General features: G+C 62.4%; 18 protein-coding genes. 14 read left to right on the plus strand and 4 right to left on the minus strand.

The window, feature by feature from the left end; all coding sequences use genetic code 11:
* The first annotated feature begins 22 nt into the window (after window positions 1-22).
* From IB264_RS16265 to IB264_RS16330, 14 genes are all read left to right on the plus strand, one after another.
* Entirely contained in the window at window positions 23-964 is a 942-nt protein-coding gene (locus tag IB264_RS16265) for an ABC transporter permease (RefSeq protein WP_057226667.1), read from the plus strand.
* On the plus strand, window positions 961-1830 hold the full coding sequence (locus tag IB264_RS16270; RefSeq protein WP_025428616.1) for an ABC transporter permease: 870 nt from the start codon (window positions 961-963) through the stop codon (window positions 1828-1830). The genes IB264_RS16265 and IB264_RS16270 overlap by 4 nt, the downstream gene beginning before the upstream one ends.
* Window position 1831: 1 nt before the next feature.
* Window positions 1832-2845, plus strand: coding sequence for an ABC transporter ATP-binding protein (locus IB264_RS16275; RefSeq protein WP_192433831.1), 1014 nt, complete (start codon window positions 1832-1834; stop codon window positions 2843-2845).
* On the plus strand, window positions 2842-3855 hold the full coding sequence (locus IB264_RS16280; protein WP_246811774.1) for an ABC transporter ATP-binding protein: 1014 nt from the start codon (window positions 2842-2844) through the stop codon (window positions 3853-3855). The genes IB264_RS16275 and IB264_RS16280 overlap by 4 nt, the downstream gene beginning before the upstream one ends.
* A 28-nt stretch (window positions 3856-3883) precedes the next feature.
* A complete protein-coding gene (locus IB264_RS16285) occupies window positions 3884-5686 on the plus strand; it encodes an aminopeptidase P family protein (RefSeq protein WP_025428619.1) in 1803 nt (600 codons plus the stop codon).
* 226 nt (window positions 5687-5912) lie between these two features.
* On the plus strand, window positions 5913-6644 hold the full coding sequence (locus tag IB264_RS16290; protein WP_192433833.1) for a DeoR family transcriptional regulator: 732 nt from the start codon (window positions 5913-5915) through the stop codon (window positions 6642-6644).
* Between the two features lie 178 nt (window positions 6645-6822).
* Window positions 6823-7836, plus strand: coding sequence for a deoxyribose-phosphate aldolase (gene deoC / locus IB264_RS16295; protein ID WP_025428620.1), 1014 nt, complete (start codon window positions 6823-6825; stop codon window positions 7834-7836).
* Window positions 7837-7841: 5 nt separating this feature from the next.
* The gene (locus tag IB264_RS16300) at window positions 7842-10226 is read left to right on the plus strand and encodes an aldehyde dehydrogenase family protein (protein ID WP_192433835.1); all 2385 of its coding nucleotides are present in this window, start codon (window positions 7842-7844) and stop codon (window positions 10224-10226) included.
* Window positions 10227-10380: 154 nt separating this feature from the next.
* Window positions 10381-10836 carry an RbsD/FucU family protein gene (locus tag IB264_RS16305; RefSeq protein WP_025428622.1) on the plus strand — a complete coding sequence of 152 codons (456 nt, stop codon included), beginning with the start codon at window positions 10381-10383 and terminating at the stop codon, window positions 10834-10836.
* Between the two features lie 121 nt (window positions 10837-10957).
* Window positions 10958-11890, plus strand: coding sequence for a ribokinase (gene rbsK / locus IB264_RS16310; protein WP_025428623.1), 933 nt, complete (start codon window positions 10958-10960; stop codon window positions 11888-11890).
* Window positions 11887-12765, plus strand: a complete 879-nt coding sequence (locus tag IB264_RS16315) for a carbohydrate ABC transporter permease (protein WP_025428624.1) — start codon at window positions 11887-11889, stop codon at window positions 12763-12765. Before rbsK ends, IB264_RS16315 begins: the two co-directional genes overlap by 4 nt.
* The gene (locus IB264_RS16320; RefSeq protein WP_025428625.1) at window positions 12762-13790 is read left to right on the plus strand and encodes a carbohydrate ABC transporter permease; all 1029 of its coding nucleotides are present in this window, start codon (window positions 12762-12764) and stop codon (window positions 13788-13790) included. The genes IB264_RS16315 and IB264_RS16320 overlap by 4 nt, the downstream gene beginning before the upstream one ends.
* A gap of 41 nt (window positions 13791-13831) precedes the next feature.
* Window positions 13832-15286, plus strand: a complete 1455-nt coding sequence (locus IB264_RS16325) for an ABC transporter substrate-binding protein (RefSeq protein ID WP_025428626.1) — start codon at window positions 13832-13834, stop codon at window positions 15284-15286.
* Window positions 15287-15525: 239 nt separating this feature from the next.
* The gene (locus IB264_RS16330; protein WP_025428627.1) at window positions 15526-16617 is read left to right on the plus strand and encodes an ABC transporter ATP-binding protein; all 1092 of its coding nucleotides are present in this window, start codon (window positions 15526-15528) and stop codon (window positions 16615-16617) included.
* A 46-nt stretch (window positions 16618-16663) separates the two neighbouring features.
* Here the strand turns inward: IB264_RS16330 and IB264_RS16335 are convergent, their stop codons facing one another.
* From IB264_RS16335 to IB264_RS16350, 4 genes are read right to left on the minus strand one after another with little or no spacing between them, the layout of a single operon-like run.
* The gene (locus IB264_RS16335) at window positions 16664-17170 is read right to left on the minus strand and encodes a GAF domain-containing protein (protein ID WP_025428628.1); all 507 of its coding nucleotides are present in this window, start codon (window positions 17168-17170) and stop codon (window positions 16664-16666) included.
* Window positions 17171-17191: 21 nt separating this feature from the next.
* Window positions 17192-17932 carry an ABC transporter ATP-binding protein gene (locus tag IB264_RS16340; protein WP_025428629.1) on the minus strand — a complete coding sequence of 247 codons (741 nt, stop codon included), beginning with the start codon at window positions 17930-17932 and terminating at the stop codon, window positions 17192-17194.
* Complete coding sequence (locus IB264_RS16345; protein ID WP_025428630.1) at window positions 17929-18762, minus strand: ABC transporter ATP-binding protein; 834 nt, start codon at window positions 18760-18762, stop codon at window positions 17929-17931. Before IB264_RS16345 ends, IB264_RS16340 begins: the two co-directional genes overlap by 4 nt.
* Entirely contained in the window at window positions 18762-19667 is a 906-nt protein-coding gene (locus IB264_RS16350) for an ABC transporter permease (RefSeq protein ID WP_025428631.1), read from the minus strand. The genes IB264_RS16345 and IB264_RS16350 overlap by 1 nt, the downstream gene beginning before the upstream one ends.
* Between the last annotated feature and the right edge of the window lie 3 nt (window positions 19668-19670).

Raw genomic sequence — 19670 nt, forward strand, 5'->3', positions numbered from 1 at the left:
CATCTCTTACAAGGTTCAATCCATGCCCTCGTTATCCTATCTTCTGGCGCGGCTGCTGCAGATCATCCCGACTTTTCTTCTGGTGATGATTTTCATCTTCCTGCTCGTCCGGCTGCTGCCCGGCGACCCGGCCATTGCCATGGCCGAGGCCAAGGCAACGGACGCGCAACTTGAGCAGATCCGCCACAATCTCGGCCTCGATCAGCCGCTGCCGATCCAGTTCCTCGTGTTCGTCAAGAACACGCTGACCGGCGATCTCGGGCGTTCGATCATGCTGAAGGCTCCGGTCACCGAGATCATCCTCGCGCGCCTGCCGACCACGGTCTTCCTGGCGCTCTATTCCGTTCTGCTGGCGATCTCTCTCGCAGGGCCGCTGGCGTTCCTTGCCGCGTCGCGGGTCAATCGTCCGGTCGACGTTGCAATCCGCAGCGTCTTCCAGGTCGGGCTGTCCATGCCGGTCTTTTACATCGGCCTCGTGCTGCTGACGGTCCTCGCAGCCCAGCTGCGCTGGTTTCCTGTCGGCGGCTACGGAACGGGCTTTCTCGACAATCTTCATCACCTGATCCTGCCGGCGCTCAGCGTCGCGCTTTACACCTCGGCCATCATTCTTCGCAATCTCAGGGCCTCGCTGATCGAGGTGCTCGATGCCGACTACGTGCAGTTCGCCCGCGCCAAGGGGCTTTCGCGGCGCATCGTCATGACCCGGCATGTGCTGCGCAACGCACTGGTCTCCACCGTGACGCTGCTCGGCCTTTCCATCGGCAACCTGATGAGCGGAACGCTGGTCACCGAGACCGTCTTTGCCGTTCCGGGCGTCGGCCGGCTGATGCTGGAGGCGATCTTCGCGCGTGACTATCCGCTGATCCAGGGGCTCACACTCACCTTCGCCGTGCTGGTTTCCGTCGTCTTCTTGCTGACGGACATCGTGCAATCCTGGCTCGATCCGAGGCTTCGTCAGTCATGAGTATCGTCGTGCAATCTCCCATCCGTAAGGCGGGTCGCGTGCGCGCCTTCCTCGGCCGGGCCTTCTTACGACCGTCCTTCGTCATCGGCTTTGCGATCCTCGCGCTGTCGATCGCGCTGGCGCTGTTCCCTGGGATGTTCGCGCCCTACGATCCGCTTGCCTTCGACCTGAGTGCAATCCAGCAGGGGCCGAGCCTCGCCCATCCCTTCGGCACCGACAATTTCGGGCGCGACGTGCTCTCGCGCGTCATCTGGGCCTATCGCGTCGACATGCAGATGGCCTTCTTCGCCACGATCTTCGCACTTCTGATCGGCATGACGGTCGGAGCTTTCGTCGGCTATTACGGTGGCATCGCCGACACCATCTTCGGCCGCTGCGTCGATGCGATCATCACCTTTCCCTTCCTCGTTCTGGTCATCGCCATCGTCGCGGTGCTCGGGCCTGGCCTCGTCAACATGTATGTGGCGATCACCGCGGTGAACTGGGTGTACTACGCCCGTCTCACGCGGGCCGAGATCATGGCGCAAAAGGCCAATGATTATGCCGCGGCCGGCCGCGTGCTCGGTTATTCCGACCGACGCATCATCTTCCGGCATCTGCTTCCCAACGCGATCTCGCCGATCATCGTCTACTGGATGACCGATATGGCGCTCGCCATCCTGCTCGGCTCTTCGCTCGGCTATCTCGGCCTGGGCGCACAGCCACCGGCGGCCGAATGGGGCGTGTTGATCGCCGAAGGCCGCAACTTCCTGCTGACAGCCTGGTGGATGAGCCTGATGCCGGGCATCGCCATCGTGCTCACCGGCCTCGGCTTCAGCCTCGTCGGCGACGCGCTGGCCGATCTGCTTCGACCGAAAGGGCGCTGACATGAACCAACTCGAGAAAGAAACGGTTCTGGACGTCCGGCATCTGCGCACGGAATTCGGCCTGCCAGAGCGCCCTCTTGTTGCCGTCGACGATGTTTCGTTTCAGGTGCGGGCGGGGGAGATCCTTGGGCTTGTCGGCGAATCCGGCTCGGGCAAGAGCATCACCTTGCGCTCGATCCTCGGCATCGTGCGGCCACGCGGCCGCGTCGGCGGCGAAATCCTCTGGAAGGGCCGGGATCTGGTGCCGCTCGACGAGGGCGCGCTCAGACGGGTGCGTGGACGCGAGATCGCGATGATCTTTCAGGAGCCGATGTCGTCACTGAACCCGTTGTTGACCGTCGGTTTGCAGATATCGGAAAACCTTGCCGCCCATACCGATCTGGATGGGAAAGCCAGAAAGGCGCGCGCGATCGAACTGCTCGACATGGTCGGCATTCCCGCGGCGCGCAACAGGCTCGGCGATTACCCGCACGAGTTTTCCGGCGGTATGCGGCAACGGGTGATGATCGCCATCGCCCTTGCGTCCAACCCGAAGCTGCTGCTGGCCGATGAGCCGACGACGGCGCTGGACGTGACCATCCAGGATCAGATCCTACGGCTCATTCAGGCGCTCAGCCGCGACCTCGGCATGGCCGTGATCCTCGTCACCCACGACATGGGCGTGGTGGCGGAGACCTGCGATCGTGTAGCGGTGATGTATGGCGGCCGTCTTTGCGAGACAGGACCGACGGCTGATGTCATCGGCGACGCCCGGCATCCCTATTCCCTGGGACTTCTGCGCTCTATCCCGCGCGATGTCGCACCACGCACGCCGCTCTATTCCATCCCCGGAGCACCGCCGTCACTCAACGCCTTGCCGGCCGGTTGCGCGTTTACGGCACGCTGTCCCGTGGCCGGGCCGGAATGCCGGGATGTTCGCCCGAGCCTCGAAGCGATCGGACGGCTGCGCCAGGTCGCCTGCCACCACCGCGAGGAAGCCCTCATTCATTTCAGCGCACGGGAGGCGGCGCAATGAGCCAATCGATGCAAGAAGCGGCCACGCCGCTACTTTCCATCCGCGACCTTTTCATGCGGTTCGAGAAGCGTCGCTCGCTGTCGGATACGCTTGCCGGTCGGCCGCGGCAGGTCGTCTCAGCGCTCAACGGCGTCGATCTCGACGTGATGCCGGCCGAAACGCTGGGGATCGTCGGCGAGTCCGGTTGCGGCAAGTCGACGCTTGCGCGCTGTATCGCCGGTCTTCACCGGCCGACATCAGGCGATATCCGTTTCGAAGGCGAGAGTGCCATCGACCTCAAGGGCGCCAGGCGACGCGGCTACAACAAGCGCGTCCAGATGATGTTCCAGGATCCCTATACCTCGCTCAATCCGCGCATGACCGTGCGCGATACTCTGCGCGAGGCGATCACTGTCCATCGCATGCGCGAGGGCGCCGGCGTCGACCGCCGTGTCGACGAACTGCTCGACCTTGTGCGGCTGCCTGATGGCGCCGCCGACAAGTATCCGCACGAGTTTTCCGGCGGCCAGCGCCAACGCATCGGCATCGCGCGGGCACTCTCGCTGGAGCCGACCTGCCTTGTTGCCGATGAGCTCGTCTCCGCGCTCGACGTGTCCGTTCAGGCGCAGGTCGTCAATCTGCTGCTGGAACTGCAGGACAATCTGGGGCTGACGGTGCTCTTTGTTGCCCATGACCTCAGGCTGGTGCGCCATGTCTCCCATCGCGTGGCGGTGATCTATCTCGGCGCCATCGTCGAGATCGGGCCGTCGGAGGCGCTGTTTTCCAAGCCGATGCACCCGTACTCGCAAGCCCTGCTGGCCGCGGCCCCGTCGCTCGACCCGACGGAGCGGCGCAGGGCGCCAGCCCTGTCGGGTGAGTTGCCGAGCCCGCTCGACATTCCGCCCGGCTGCCCCTTCCACGTCCGCTGCCCGCACGCAACCGAGCTTTGCCGCCGGGAAAAGCCGGCACTGCGGCCGGTCGGCAACGGCATGACCGCCTGTCACTTCGCCGAAACGATCGGCGGCGCGTGAAGACAAATATTCAATAGGGAAAGACCACATGACATCGAAAGACAGGCTGGAGGCTTCCGGCCGGATCGAGGCCCTGCGCCGCAAACTCGACGAGCAGGGGCTGGACGGCTACGTCGTCCCGCGGTTCGACGAACATCAGGGCGAGTATTGTGCGCCCCATGACAACAGGCTCGCTTTTGTCACCGGCTTCACCGGTTCTGCCGGCGTTGCGATCGTCATGCGCGACCGCGCGGCAATCTTCGTCGACGGTCGCTATCAGGTGCAGGTTCGCCAAGAGATTGATGCCGACAGCTTCGCCATCGAGCATTTCTACGACGCACCGCTCAAGGACTGGCTGCGGAAGAACCTGCGCAAGGGCGAACGCGTCGGCTTCAATTCGATGCTGCTGCCGTCGACCTGGGACATGGATTGCGGCCAATCGGTTGTCGCCGCTGGCGCCGAGTGGGTCGCCGTAACCGATGATCTCGTCGATGCGATCTGGTCGGACCAGCCCGAACGCCCGCTTGGCAACGTGATGGCCCTGTCGCGCGACTATGCCGGCGAAAGCGTCGCCGACAAGAAGCGCCGCATTGGCCAGATGCTGGCGGAGCAAGGCGCCGACGTGCTGATCGAGGCGCAGCCCGACAACATCGCCTGGTTCCTGAATGTTCGCGGCCGTGACATAGCGTTCAACCCAATGCCGCAATCCTTCATGATCGCCGACAGGGACGGCCGGGTCGAATGGCTCGTCGACCACCGCAAGCTGCCCAATGACCTCTCGGACTTCGAACTCGACGGCGTGACGATGTCCGAGCCGGAGGTGTTGCTCGACCGCGTCCGGACCGCTGCCGCCGGGCGGGTGGCGCTCGTCGATGCCGGCTTTGCCCCATCGGCGGTCGCCCACGCGACGCGCGAGGCTGGCGGCAGCGTGCGCCTTTTGCGCAGCCCGATCACGCTTGCCAAGATGCTGAAGAATCCCGTTGAACTCCAGGGCTTTCGCGATTGCCATCGCCATGATGGTGCTGCGTGGATCAGGTTCTTCGCATGGCTGGAGGCCAATGCGGCCAAGCGCGAGAAGGACGGGCGCCCGGTGACCGAACTGGAGGCGGAGGATCGTATTCTCGCCCTTCGGCAGATGGAGGAGACCTTCGTCGAGCCGAGCTTCCGCTCGATCTCGGCGGCCGCCGGCCATGCCGCCATGTGCCACTATGCGGCCAGCGCCAAGAGCGATGCGCCGATCACCTCGCAAGGCATCTATCTGCTCGATTCAGGTGGGCAGTATTTTACCGGCACGACGGATGCGACGCGCACGACCGCGATCGGAGCTGTCAGCGATGAAGTGCGCCGCACCTATACGGCGGTCCTCAAGGGGCTGATCTCCATGGTCTCGCTCAAATTCCCGAAGGGGACCTACGGCCATCACCTCGACGCCTTCGCGCGCCGGCCGCTTTGGGACCTCGGGCTCGACTATGATCATGGCACCGGTCACGGTGTCGGCCACTTCCTGTCGGTGCACGAGCAGCCGCAGCGTTTCGACCGGCGCGTCAACGAGATCGAATTGCGGCCGGGCATGGTGACGACCATCGAGCCTGGCTATTACAAGGCTGGGGAATACGGCATCCGCATCGAGAACCAGGTGGAAGTGATCGACGACGGCGATGGTTTCATGAGCTTCCGCAGCCTGACGTTGGTGCCGATCGATCTGCGGCTCGCGGATATCAGCCTGCTGAGCGAAACTGAGCGGCAGTGGATCGACACCTACCATTGGCGTGTAGCCAAGACCATGGAAGGGGTGTTCGATCCGGAGACCGCAGCGTGGCTGGCAGCGCGTACCGCGCCGATCGCCAGCTAGCCGAGCGAAAAGCGGCGGCGGGTTTCTTTGATCTACCGCCGTCGGCATTCTCAAAGCGACAATTTTCGACGACGGAGGCTTGCATTGCGGTCTCCGTCGTCTGCTTTTGCCGGGTCGTGTGAAGTTACTTGCCGAATAACGACACTTTGTGATAATTGTCACAAATTGTGTTCGGCCATCTCTGCTGTGATGTTTTGGCTCGAACGACCGGACAGACGGAACGATTATGGCCAGCCGCAAGACAGCCCGCATCATTCAACTCGCCGACACGCTCTCCGGCCGTCGCGTTCTTCATCTGCGCGATGCCGCTGCCTTGCTCGGGGTTTCCGAGATGACCATCCGGCGGGATGTCGCCGATAATCCCGGGCAATTCACCTTCCTCGGCGGCCACATCGTGCCTGCGGGCGAGATCGATGGCGATATGCCCTATGAGCTGGCGCGCGAGGCCGACAGTCATGCAGCGGCAAAACGCGAGGCCTGTGTCCATGCGGCGCAGCACATTCGTCCGGACGAAACCATCTTTATCGATTGCGGTACGACGCTCGAGTATCTGGTCGATCTCATTCCGGACAATTATTCAATTACTGCAGTCTGTTACTCGTTAAATGTTGCTGACAGGCTGACGCGAAAACCCAATGTCCGCATCGTCATGCTCGGCGGTGTCTATCATCCGGCCTCGGCGTCGTTCTCGGGGAATTCTGGGCTGGAAACGCTCGATTTGCTTGGGATCAATGTCGCCTTTCTCTCGGCCGCAGGCGTGGACCCGGGACGTGGTGCAACCTGCGTGCATTTTCATGAGGTGGCGGTGAAGCAGAAGGTGATCTCGCTCGCGCGCGAAAGCCACCTCGTTGTCGACCTGAGCAAGATCGGCAAGCTGAAGCCCGCATTCTTTGCACCGATGAACGTCTTTCGTTCGGTGATCACCGAGGACGGCGACACGCGCATTCCGGTGATCTGAGACCTCGCCAAAAAATGGCAGCATTTCACCGAAACGCGATAGGTCGCTTGACACGTCGCGTTTCTGGTGGAATGCTAACAAAAATACGATAGAAAAATAACAAAATGAGAATCGCCGCCGACACGGGTAACAGCCGTGCTATCGTGCCGCGATGTCAGGGAGTTCGAGGAGCAATCGCTTGGAAGACCTTGCTGTGAAGAATGTGGCCGCGAAAGCCGTGGCACCTGTGGCCGCTGGCCATAACTGGCCGCGCAACGATGGCATGGAGCTTGATCTCGGCTGGGTTGTCGACCAGCGTGTCAACCTTTCGGCTGCCGAACGACGCGTCTCGACGCTGCCTGGTCGCCGGACGGTGAAGAAGGACGCGCAGGCCGCCTGGCTGCTGAAGGCCGTGACCTGCATCGACCTGACGACGCTCAACGGCGACGACACGACCGAACGCGTCAAGCGGCTCTGTGCCAAGGCGCGCCAGCCGGTTCGCCAGGACATTCTCGATGCGCTTGGCATGGGCAGTCGCGGTATCACCACCGGCGCCGTCTGCGTCTATCATCGTTTCGTTTCGACCGCCGTCGACGCGCTTGAAGGTTCGGGCATTCCGGTTGCCGCCGTCTCCACCGGTTTTCCTGCCGGCCTCATTCCGCATGACGTCAAGCTGCGCGAGATCGAGGCTTCGGTTGCCGATGGCGCCAAGGAAATCGACATCGTCATTACCCGCGAGCATGTGCTGACCGGCAATTGGCAGGCTCTCTATGACGAGATGCGCGACTTCCGCGCCGCCTGCGGCGATGCGCATGTCAAGGCGATCCTGGCGACCGGCGACCTGAAGACGCTGCGCAATGTGGCCCGCGCTTCGCTCGTCTGCATGATGGCGGGCGCCGATTTCATCAAGACCTCCACCGGCAAGGAAGGCGTCAACGCCACCCTTCTGGTGACGCTGGTGATGCTGCGCATGATCCGCGCCTATCAGGAACGCACCGGCATCAAGGTGGGCTACAAGCCGGCCGGCGGCATCTCGGCCGCCAAGGATATCCTCAACTACCAGTTCCTGATGAAGGACGAACTCGGTCGTGAGTGGCTGGAGCCGGACCTTTTCCGCGTCGGCGCATCGAGCCTCCTCGGCGATATCGAACGCCAGCTGGAGCATCACGTGACCGGCGCCTACTCGGCCCTCAACCGACACCCGATTGGATGATCCCGATGACAGTCGCAAGGTATTTTGACGAAATGTCCTATGGTCCCGCACCGGAAGCCGACACCGAAGCTCGCCAGTGGCTGGCGCGCCACAAAGGCGAGTTCGGCCACTTCATCAACGGTGCTTTTGTCGCGTCTTCCTCCGGCAAGGCCTTCGAAACCTTTGAACCCGCAACCGGCGCTCTTCTGGCAAAGGTCGCCCTGGGTAGCGCCAAGGACGTGGACGACGCGGTCGCGGCGGCACGAAAGGCGCAAGGGTCCTGGGCCAAGCTGCCGGGCCATGCACGTGCCCGCCACCTCTATGCCCTTGCCCGCATGATCCAGCGCCATGCGCGGTTGATCGCGGTGGTCGAGGCGATCGACAACGGCAAGCCGATCCGTGAAACGCGCGACATCGACATTCCGCTGGCCGCCCGCCACTTCTACCACCACGCCGGCTGGGCGCAGCTGCAGGAAACCGAGTTTGCCGATCAGGTGCCGGTTGGCGTCGTCGGTCAGGTCATCCCGTGGAATTTTCCGTTCCTGATGCTCGCCTGGAAGGTCGCGCCGGCCCTGGCGCTGGGCAACACGGTCATCCTCAAGCCGGCCGAGTTCACGCCGCTGACGGCCTTGCTTTTCGCGGAACTTGCCGCTGCAGCCGGACTGCCTGCCGGCGTGCTGAACGTCGTGACCGGCGAAGGCGAAACAGGCGCGCTGATCGTCGAGCATGCGGATATCGACAAGATCGCCTTCACCGGCTCGACGGAGGTCGGCCGCCTGATCCGCGAAAAGACGGCTGGTACCGGCAAATCGCTGACGCTTGAGCTCGGCGGCAAGTCGCCTTTCATTGTTTTTGACGACGCTGATATCGATGGCGCCGTTGAAGGTGTGGTAGACGCGATCTGGTTCAACCAGGGCCAGGTCTGCTGTGCCGGTTCCCGACTTCTGGTGCAGGAAGGCGTCGCTCCGCTCTTTTACGAGCGCCTGACGCGGCGCATGCAGACCCTGCGCGTCGGCCATCCGCTCGACAAGGCGATCGATATGGCGGCGATTGTTGCGCCGGTGCAGTTGCAGCGCATCGAGAGCCTGGTCGCCAAGGGCGTCGCCGAAGGCGCGAAGCTTCACCAGCCGAAGATCGAGCTGCCGAAGGGCGGCAGCTTCTATCCGCCGACCTTGCTCACCAACGTGCAGCCGACTTCGATCGTCGCGACCGAGGAAATCTTCGGACCCGTCGCCGTGTCGATGACCTTCCGCACGCCGGAGGAGGCAATCCAGCTCGCCAACCATTCGCGCTACGGCCTGGCCGCAAGCGTTTGGAGCGAAACGATCGGCCTGGCGCTGAACGTCGCAGCCAAGCTTGCGGCCGGCGTCGTCTGGGTCAATGCCACCAATCTCTTTGACGCTGCGGCCGGTTTTGGCGGCAAGCGTGAATCCGGCTTCGGCCGCGAGGGCGGCCGCGAAGGCTGCTACGAATATCTGAAGCCCAAGGCCTGGGTCGGTCGCAAGCTGCGTGCAGCACCGGCAGAACCGGTGTTGAAGCAGGCGTCCGGCGATTTCTCGCTGCCGTCGCTCGATCGCACGGCCAAGCTTTTCATCGGCGGCAAGCAGGCGCGCCCGGATGGCAACTATTCGCGCCCTGTCCTTTCGCCGAAGGGCAAAGTGCTCGGCGAGGTCGGTGAGGGCAACCGCAAGGATATCCGCAACGCCGTCGTTGCGGCGCATGCGGCCTCCGGCTGGGCGTCGGCGACGTCGCATAATCGTGCACAGATCCTCTATTACGTCGCCGAAAACCTGAGCGGCCGGGCGGATGAATTTGCAGACCGTATCGTCGCGATGACCGGCGCCTCGGCAGCCAACGCGAAGGCAGAGGTCGAGGCTTCGATCTCTCGGCTCTTCAGCTACGGCGCCTGGGCCGACAAATACGAGGGCGTGGTCCATCAGCCGCCGCTGCGCGGCGTCACGCTTGCCATGCCCGAAGCGATCGGTGTCGTCGGTGTCGTCTGCCCGACGGAAGCGCCGCTGCTCGGCTTCATCAGTCTGGTGGCACCGTTGATCGCTACCGGCAACCGCGTCGTTGCGGTTCCAAGCGAACAGCACCCGTTGGCAGCGACGGACTTCTACTCGATCCTCGAGACGTCCGATGTTCCGGCGGGGGTCATCAACATCGTCACGGGCTCGGCGATGGAGCTGGCAAAAACGCTGGCAAGCCACAACGACGTCGACGCGCTCTGGGCCTTCGGCACGCAGGAGCTTTCGACAATGGTCGAAAAGCTCTCGGCAGGGAACCTGAAGCGGACCTTTGTCGACAATGGCAAGGCGACCGACTGGTTCGATCGCTCGGCTGCAGAAGGACAAGCCTATCTGCGCCGCGCCACCGACGTCAAAAACATCTGGATCCCTTACGGCGAGTAAGGGATCCCCATCTCGGGGCGGGGGGAGCCGGCTCGAGAATGCAGCGACTGCAACGTTGCATGGTTAGATTTGGGAGAGCGTGGCGCCGACATGGCGGCACGCAGTTTCACGCCACTCGGGAGCATGCGAGCGGGCGTCTGGAGGAGGGTTGTCTATGCTGAAAAATCTGGACCCGGCGCTCAATGCCGATGTTCTGCACGCGCTTCGTTCCATGGGGCACGGTGATACACTGGTCATCTCCGACACCAATTTCCCATCCGATGCGATCGCCAGGCAGACCACGCTCGGCAAGCTTTTGCGGATCGACAACGTATCTGCTGCACGCGCCGTGAAGGCGGTCCTGTCGGTATTGCCGCTCGACACGCCGTTGCAGCCTTCGGCCGGGCGCATGGAGATCATGGGGGCGCCGACGGAAATTCCCGGCGTGCAACAGGAGGTCCAGGCCGAAATCGACCGCGCCGAGGGCAAGCCTGCGCCGATGTACGGCATCGAACGCTTTGCGTTTTATGAGGAAGCCAAGAAGGCCTATTGCGTCATAACCACCGGCGAGACGCGCTTCTATGGCTGCTTCCTTTTCACCAAGGGCGTCATTCCACCGGAAACGGCCTAGCTGACCATACGTTAGCCTAAGCATCAGCCGCCTGAGCTGATCGTCGTAAGATCTTGAAGTTGTGAAATTTAGCTGGATCTCCGCTTCGTCCTTCGTCGCGGCCTGACCAGGGGAGGCAGGAATGAAGGTTGGTGTTTCGATCCTGGGGATCTTCGTGGCCGATACGGCCTATCTGGCGCGGCGCATGCCCGTTGTCGGCGAAACGATTACCGGCAGCGGCTTTTCGGTCGGGCCGGGTGGCAAGGGGTCGAACCAGGCCGTCGCCGCAGCGCGGGCGGGCAGTCAGGTTTCCTTCATCTCGAAAATCGGGCGCGATACCTTCGGCGAGATGGCGCTTCGTACCTATGCCGAGGCAGGCGTGACACCCAAGATCGTCCAGATGGACGACCTTCCGACCGGTGCGGCCTTCATCTACGTCAACGACCAGAATGGCGAGAACGCGATCATCGTCTATCCCGGTGCGGCCGGGTCGATCGGTATCGACGATGTCGAGGCGGCGCGAGAAACGATCGAAGGATCGCGCATCTTCGTCACGCAGCTGGAGCAGCCTGCGGCTGCCGCCCAGCGAGCGCTCGAAATCGCACATGCGGCAGGTGTCGTCACCGTCTTCAATCCGGCGCCGGCGGAACCCTTCCCGGATGCGATCTACCCGCTTTGCGATTACATCGTGCCGAACGAGACCGAAGCGGCAGCGCTGGTCGGATTTGCTCTTGCCACGGCCGACGATGCGCGGCGGGCAGGTGACGCCCTTCTGAAGAAGGGCGCAAAGTCCGCGTTGATCACTCTCGGCGAACGGGGCGTCCTTCTCCACAGTGAGAGCCAGTCCGTTTTCGTCCCGGCGATGGCAAGCGGCGCGGTTATCGACACGACCGGTGCGGGCGATGCCTTCGTCGGCGGGTTCTCGGCGGCACTGGCGCGGGGATTGGCCCCGGTTGAGGCAGCACGCTTCGGCTGCGCGACGGCCGGAATCTCGGTTACCCGCCGCGGCACAGCACCTGCCATGCCGACCCTTGCGGAGATAGAGGCTCTACTTGGGCGAGGGGCGGCCGCATGACCACGCGCAACGACCCGATCAAGCACTTTTTCATCTGGCCGGCTCTCATCATCGTCCTGGTGATTTCCATCTTTCCGTTGATCTATTCGCTGACCACCAGTTTCATGAGCATGCGTCTGGTGCCGCCGATGCCGGCGCGTTTCGTCGGTTTTGGCAACTATGCGGATCTCTTACAGAACCCACGCTTCTGGCATGTTGCGGGCACGACCACGCTGATCGCGTTCATCTCCGTCGGCCTGCAATATGTGATCGGCCTTTCCGTCGCGCTTGCGCTTAATTCCCGTGTGGCGGGCGAGGGCATCTTTCGCGTCAGCTTTCTATTGCCGATGCTGGTGGCCCCGGTTGCTGTGGCGCTGATCGCCCGTCAGGTTCTCAATCCGACGATGGGTCCGCTCAACGAGTTGATGAGTGCTCTCGGTTTTCCCAATTTGCCGTTCCTGACGCAGACGAGTTGGGCGCTCGGGTCGATTATCGCCGTCGAGGTCTGGCAATGGACGCCTTTTGTCATTCTGATGCTGCTGGCCGGGCTGCAGACGCTGCCCGATGACGTCTACGAGGCCGCGGCGCTGGAGAACGCGACACCCTGGCAACAGTTCCGCGACATCACCTTTCCGATGCTGCTGCCGATCTCTGTTGCTGTCGTCTTCATCCGGCTGATCGAAAGCTACAAGATTATCGACACGGTCTTCGTGATGACGGGCGGCGGGCCTGGAATCTCGACCGAAACGCTGACGCTCTTTGCCTATCAGGAGGGCTTCAAGAAATTCAATCTCGGCTACACCTCGGCGCTGTCGTTTCTGTTCCTGATCGTCATCACGGTGATCGGCCTCGTCTATCTCGCCATCCTCAAGCCGTATCTGGAGAAGCACAAATGAGCGTGCGCACCCTCAAGGGGAAACGGCGTTGGGCCGCGCTCGGCGGTTGCCTCATCTGGCTCGCCATTACTTTCTTCCCGCTCTATTGGGTCCTGATCACGTCGTTCAAGACGCCGATCGCCGTCGTCGGCGGGCCGACCTATCTGCCCTTCGTCGATTTCGAGCCGAGCCTCACGGCCTGGCGCGAACTTCTGTCCGGCCAGCGCGGCCAGTTCTACAACACCTTCCTGGCCTCGACGATCATCGGCCTTTCAGCGTCTATCCTCGCGACAGGCATCGGCGCGATGGCAGCTTATGCGCTGGTGCGCTTTACCTTCCGCTTCCGGCTGGCCTCCGCCCTAATCTTCGTCGTCATCGCCTTCGGCGGCTTCCTGCTCGGTCGCAATGTGCTCGGCTTCGGGCAGGGGATCTCGCTGATCTACGCCTTCATCGCCGCCTTGGCGCTGGCGGTGTTCTCAAGTCGCTTCCGGTTGCCGGGGCCTGAACTCGGCAACAACGACATCGTCTTCTGGTTCGTCAGCCAGCGCATGTTCCCGCCAATCGTTGCCGCCTTCGCGCTCTATCTGATGTACACCGAAATGGGCAAGCTCGGCTTCAAGCTGGTCGATAGCTATATCGGCCTGACCTTCGCCTATGTCGCCTTCTCGCTGCCGATCGTCATCTGGCTGATGCGCGATTTCTTCGAAGCGCTGCCAGTCGAAGTCGAAGAGGCGGCCATGGTCGACAACGTTCCGTCCTGGCGGATTTTCTTCGGCATCGTTCTGCCGATGTCGAAGCCGGGGTTGATCGCGACATTCATGATCACGCTAGCCTTCGTCTGGAACGAGTTCCTGTTCGCGCTGTTCCTGACCAATTCGAGATGGCAGACGCTGCCGATCCTCGTGGCTGGTCAGAACAGCCAGCGCGGCGACGAGTGGTGGGCAATCTCCGCCGCCGCGCTGGTGGCGATCATTCCGATGATGGTCATGGCCGGGCTGTTGAGCCGGCTCATGCGCTCCGGTCTGCTGCTGGGGGCGATCAAATAACGACCTGTTTTTCGGCAAGAATTCATTCAAGGGAGGAAAGAATGAGGAAACTGCTACTGACATCAGCGTCGCTGGGTGTCCTTGCCATGGCAAGCACCGGCACGGCACTCGCCTGCGACCCCGATTATTCCGGCGTCGAACTGACGGCGACCACGCAGACCGGGCCTTATATCGCGTCCGCGCTGCAACTTGCGGCCAAGGGTTGGGAGGAAAAGACCTGCGGCAAGGTAAAGGTGGTCGAGTTTCCGTGGTCGGAACTCTATCCGAAAATCGTTACGTCGTTGACATCGGGCGAAGATGCCTTTGACGTCATCGCCTTTGCGCCGGCTTGGGCGCCGGACTTTACCGATTTCCTGTCGGAAATGCCCGCCGACATGCAGAAAGGCGCCGACTGGGAGGATATCGCACCGGTCTATCGCGAACAGTTGATGGTCTGGAACGGCAAGATCCTGTCACAGACGATGGATGGTGACGCCCATACTTACAGCTATCGTATCGACCTGTTCGAGAATGCCGACAACCAGAAGGCCTTCAAGGCGAAATACGGCTACGATCTGGCGCCGCCGAAGACCTGGAAGCAGTATCTCGACATCGCCGAATATTTCAACCAGCCCTCCAACAACCTGTGGGGAACGGCCGAAGCCTTCCGCCGCGGCGGCCAGCAGTTCTGGTTCCTCTTCAGCCACGTTGCCGGCTACACCAGCCATCCCGACAATCCAGGCGGCATGTTCTTCGATCCGGACACGATGGATGCGCAGGTCAACAATCCCGGCTGGGTCCGCGGCCTCGAGGAATATATCCGCGCCTCGAAGCTCGCTCCGCCGAATGCCCTGAACTTCTCTTTCGGCGAAGTGAACGCGGCGTTTGCCGGCGGCCAGGTTGCCGAGTCGATCGGCTGGGGCGATACCGGCGTTATCGGCGCCGACCCGAAGCAGTCGAAGGTGGCAGGCAATGTCGGCTCGGCGTCCTTGCCGGGTTCGGACGAGGTCTGGAACTACAAGACCAAGAAGTGGGACAAGTTCGACCACGTCGTGCAGACCTCCTTCATGGCGTTCGGCGGCTGGCAGGCGGCGGTACCCGCATCGTCGACCAAGCAGGAAGCGGCCTGGAACTACATTCAGTATCTGTCGAGCCCTGCCGTCTCCGGCCAGGCGGCGATCACCGGCGGTACCGGCGTCAATCCCTATCGCATCTCCCACACGACCAATGTCGATCTCTGGTCGAAGATCTTCTCCGAGCGTGAAGCCAAGGAGTACCTGGGCGCGCAGAAGGAGGCGGTGACCGCGAAGAACATCGCGCTCGACATGCGTTTGCCGGGCTATTTCTCCTACACCGAAGTGCTTGAAATCGAACTTTCCAAGGCACTTGCCGGCGAAGTCACACCGCAACAGGCGCTTGATAGCGTCGCTGAGCAGTGGAACAAGCTGACGGACGAATTCGGTCGTGACAAGCAGCTTGCTGCCTATCGCGCATCGATGGGCCTGCCACAGAAATAGGATGAGCCAGCGCCCGCTCCGAAGTGACCGGGGCGGGTTTCTCGATATCTGCGGCCGGGGCGCACCGTCCCGGTTGCAGCTACGCTACAGCGCCGCGCGTCAGATATGGCGCACTAAAGACGCTGTGGCGCTTGAAACCTGCTGCATAAAGTTCTCCTCAGATCGATGTCGATTTGAGGGATTATGCAGTATCCCGGTCGCTTTTCGCGCCGGCTATCGTCAGCAGAAAAGGCGTCAGCATGTCCCAGGTCCGGTTGGAGCAGATCACCAAGTCCTTCGGTAACATCACCGTCATCCCGCCGCTCGATCTTGAAATCGCCGACCGGGAGTTCGTCGTTCTCGTCGGGCCGTCCGGTTGCGGCAAGACGACCACCCTGCGCATGATTGCCGGCCTTGAGACGGCATCTTCGGGCACGGTGCGGATCGGCGAGCGTGACGTCACCGATTTACGCCCGGGCCTGCGCAATTGCTCGATGGTGTTCCAGAATTACGCGCTCTACCCGCATATGACGGTGGCCGAGAACATCGGCTACGGCATGAAGGTGCGGGGCACTTCGAAGGCCGACATCGAAAAATCCGTCGCCGAGGCGGCCCGTATTCTCAATCTCGGCGCCTACCTCAATCGCAAGCCGAGCGCCCTTTCCGGTGGCCAGCGCCAGCGCGTCGCCATCGGTCGCGCGATCGTCCGCCAGCCCGATGTTTTCCTGTTCGATGAGCCGCTGTCGAACCTCGACGCCAAGCTGCGCATTGAAATGCGCACGGAAATCAAGCTGTTGCATCGACGTCTTCAGACGACTGCCGTCTACGTGACCCACGATCAGGTCGAGGCCATGACCATGGCCGACCGCGTCGTCGTCATGAATCAGGGACGCATCGAACAGGCCGCCGATCCGATCACCCTCTACGAGGCGCCGAGCAATCTGTTCGTCGCGGCATTCATCGGCGCGCCGAGCATGAATTTCGTCGAGGGAACGCTCGAGCGCGGCGACGGCGGGCTATGGTTCAAGGCGGATGGTGGCATCGCAGCCAGGATACCAGACACACGAGCCGAGAAACTCGGCGCTTTCATCGGTCAGGCCGTCGTGCTTGGCATTCGCCCGGAGCACACGATGGCGTCGGACGTCGATGCGCCGAAGCTCTCCGTGCAGGTACGCGATATCGAGCCCCTGGGGCCGCACACACTGGCGCTCGGCAAGGTCGGTCAGGCAGCGTTCACCGCACAGATCCACGCGGCATCGCGGGTCAGGCCGGACGACACGATCGAGGTCCCGATCGAGACGCAGAAGATGCACTTCTTCCTGAAGCAGACCGGCATGGCGATCGGTCGCTGAGGCAAAGGCGTGGCCGAGGGCAATCGATGCCCCCGGCCACGACATGTCAGTTCTTGGCCGAGCGAGCGGCGGCGAGGAAAGCCAGCTTGGCCGGCAGTTCCAGATGCTTCGACAGGGCAACGCGCTCGGGCGTGTAATGATGTTCGACGTCGAGGCAGTTGACGGTTCCGAGCAGTTCGCCACCGACAACGACGGGGATGTTGGCGACCGATCCGCAGCCGAGTGCCCAGATCGTTTCGTGGTCGCCGAATACCTTGGAGATGTCGACAATCGTATTGGCGACGAAGGTCTGATGCGCCTTGTGCACGATGTCGAACCAGCTGTCGTAGCGGATCGGCTTGGTGCCGGAGGTCGGGTATTCCTCCGGATGCGAGGTATAGGCGCGACGGGCGACTTCGTTGACCATGTCGACGGTCATGATCGTGAAGAGCTTGGCGCCGATCACCTGGCGGCAAAGCGTCTGAAGCGCGCCCCATACGGCGTCCGCGTCGATGTCCTTGGCAATCGCCGCGTCGAATTCAGCCAACGCGGCAGCGATCTGTTCACTGTTCATCATAAGTCCTTGGAATGTTGATTAGTTCGCGTGCGCTGCGCTGATGTGCATCAGTTCGCGCGAATAGGGGTCCTTGAGGTCGCCACGCTTGAGGTCGGCGACATCGGCCACTTCGACGATGCGGCCCTGCCGCATCACTGCCAGCCGGTCGCAAAGGAAGGAAACGACTGGAAGGTTGTGGGTGACCATGAGGAAAGTCAGGTTCTGTTCCTGCCGCAAACGCTTGAGCAGGTTCAGGATTTCCGCCTGTACCGACACGTCGAGTGCCGAGGTAGGCTCGTCGAGCAACAGCACCTTCGGCTTCAGCATCAGTGCACGCGCAATGGCGACGCGCTGGCGCTGGCCGCCGGAGAGCTGGTGCGGAAAGCGGAAGCGGAATTTCCGGTCGAGGCCGACGGAGGACATCACTTCTTCAATACGCGCGCTGCGATTTCCGATGCCGTGAATGGTCAACGCTTCGCCGAGCGTGGCATCGACGGTCTTGCGCGGATGCAGCGAACCGTAGGGATCCTGAAACACCATCTGGCACTGACGGGAGAAGGCCCGGTCGATACCGTGGCTGCGCGGCTTGCCGAAGACGTTGATCTCTCCGGTCCACTCGGGAGCAAGGCCGGCGATTGCCTTCAGCACCGTCGACTTGCCCGAGCCGCTCTCGCCGACGAGCGCAAAGCTTTCGCCATCGGCAATCTCGAGATTGACGTCGTGCGTGATGTGCGCGTCGCCGTAGAAGATGTCGAGGTTCTTGAGGGAAAGCGCCGTCATTTCTTTGCCCATGCGCTGCGGTCGAGCACGGGAAGCTCGGTCCGGGTTTCGTCGAGACGCGGGATCGAAGCGATCAGACCACGGGTATAGGGGTGTTTGGCATTCATCAATTCGCCCGCCTTGCACTCTTCCACGACCTCGCCGGTGTTCATCACCAGGATCCGGTCGCAGTAGCTCGAAACAAGGTTGAGGTCGTGGCTGATGAAGATCAGGCCCATGCCCTTGCGCTTGACCAGTTCGTCGATGATGTCGAGGACCTGTGCCTGCACCGAGACGTCGAGCGCCGAAGTCGGTTCGTCGGCGATCAGGAGGTCGGGTTCCGGGATCAGCATCATTGCGATCATGACGCGCTGGCCCATGCCGCCGGAAACTTCGTGCGGGTAAAGTTTCGCAACGCGCTCCGGGTCGGCGATCCGGACCGATTCCAGCATGGTCAGAACGCGGTTGTTCACTTCGCGGCGCGGCATACGCTGATGCGTCAGCAAGGCCTCGGCGATCTGTTCGCCGATCGTCATCACCGGGTTCAGCGAGAACTTCGGGTCCTGCATCACCATCGAGATGCGGGCGCCGCGGATCGGGCGCATCTGCCGTTCGGAGCGTGTCAGCAGGTCGATGCCGTCGAAGGTCAGCTTGTCTGCCGTTACCCGGCCCGGTGCGCGCACCAGTTTCAGGATCGAGCGGCCGGTCATCGACTTTCCCGAACCGCTCTCGCCGACGATCCCAAGGCGTTCGCGGCCGAGCGTGAAGGAGAGGCCACGGACGACCTCAAGGTCGCCGCGCGGCGTCGGGAAGGTGACGCGCAGGTTTTCGATTTCGAGAAGCGGGTTCATCAGCGTTGCTCCCCGCTCTTCGGATCGAGCACATCGCGCAGACCGTCTCCAAGGAAGCAGAAGCCGAGGCTGACGAGGATGATGGCAAAGCCTGGCATGGTTGCCACCCACCACTGGTCGAGAATGAAGGAACGGCCGCGCGAGATCATCGCACCCCATTCGGGAAGCGGCGGCTGGGCGCCCAGCCCGATAAAGCCGAGGCCGGCTGCCGTCAGGATGATGCCGGCCATGTCCAGCGTGACGCGCACGATCATCGAAGAGGTGCAGAGCGGCAGGACGTGACCGAGATTGACCCGGAGGCTCGACGCACCGAGCAGCCGCACGGCCGAGATGAATTCCGAGTTCTTGAAGGTCATCGTCTCGGCACGGGCGACACGGGCGTAACCCGGCCAGGAGGTGATGGCGATGGCGATGATCGCATTTTCGATGCCGGGACCAAGCGCCGCGACAAAGGCAAGCGCCAGGATCAGCTTGGGCAGCGACAGGAAAATGTCGGTGATGCCCATGAGGATGCGATCGACCCAGCCGCCGAAATAGCCGGCGGCAACACCGATCACCAGGCCGGCGGGCGCTGCGAGCACCGCCACCAGCGTCACAATCGCCAGCGTGATGCGTGCACCGTAGACGACGCGCGACCAGATATCGCGGCCGAGTTCGTCGGTTCCCATCCAATGCTCGGCACTTGGCGGCAGCAGGCGCTCGCCGAGTGCCTGGCGAAGCGGATCATGCGTCGCGATCCAGGGTGCGAACAGTGCGGTCAACACGAGCACCAGGATGATGATCGCGCCGACCACGGCGAGCGGATTGTGCATCAGCGCGCCGAAAATCCGGTAGAACCTGCCAAGGCGCGCTTGCATCGGCGAGGCGGGGCTGTCGTCGATCAGCCAGTCGCGAAGTGTTGTCATGTC

Source organism: Ensifer sp. ENS11, assembly GCF_014851895.1.
Taxonomy (GTDB): Bacteria; Pseudomonadota; Alphaproteobacteria; order Rhizobiales; family Rhizobiaceae; genus Ensifer; species Ensifer canadensis.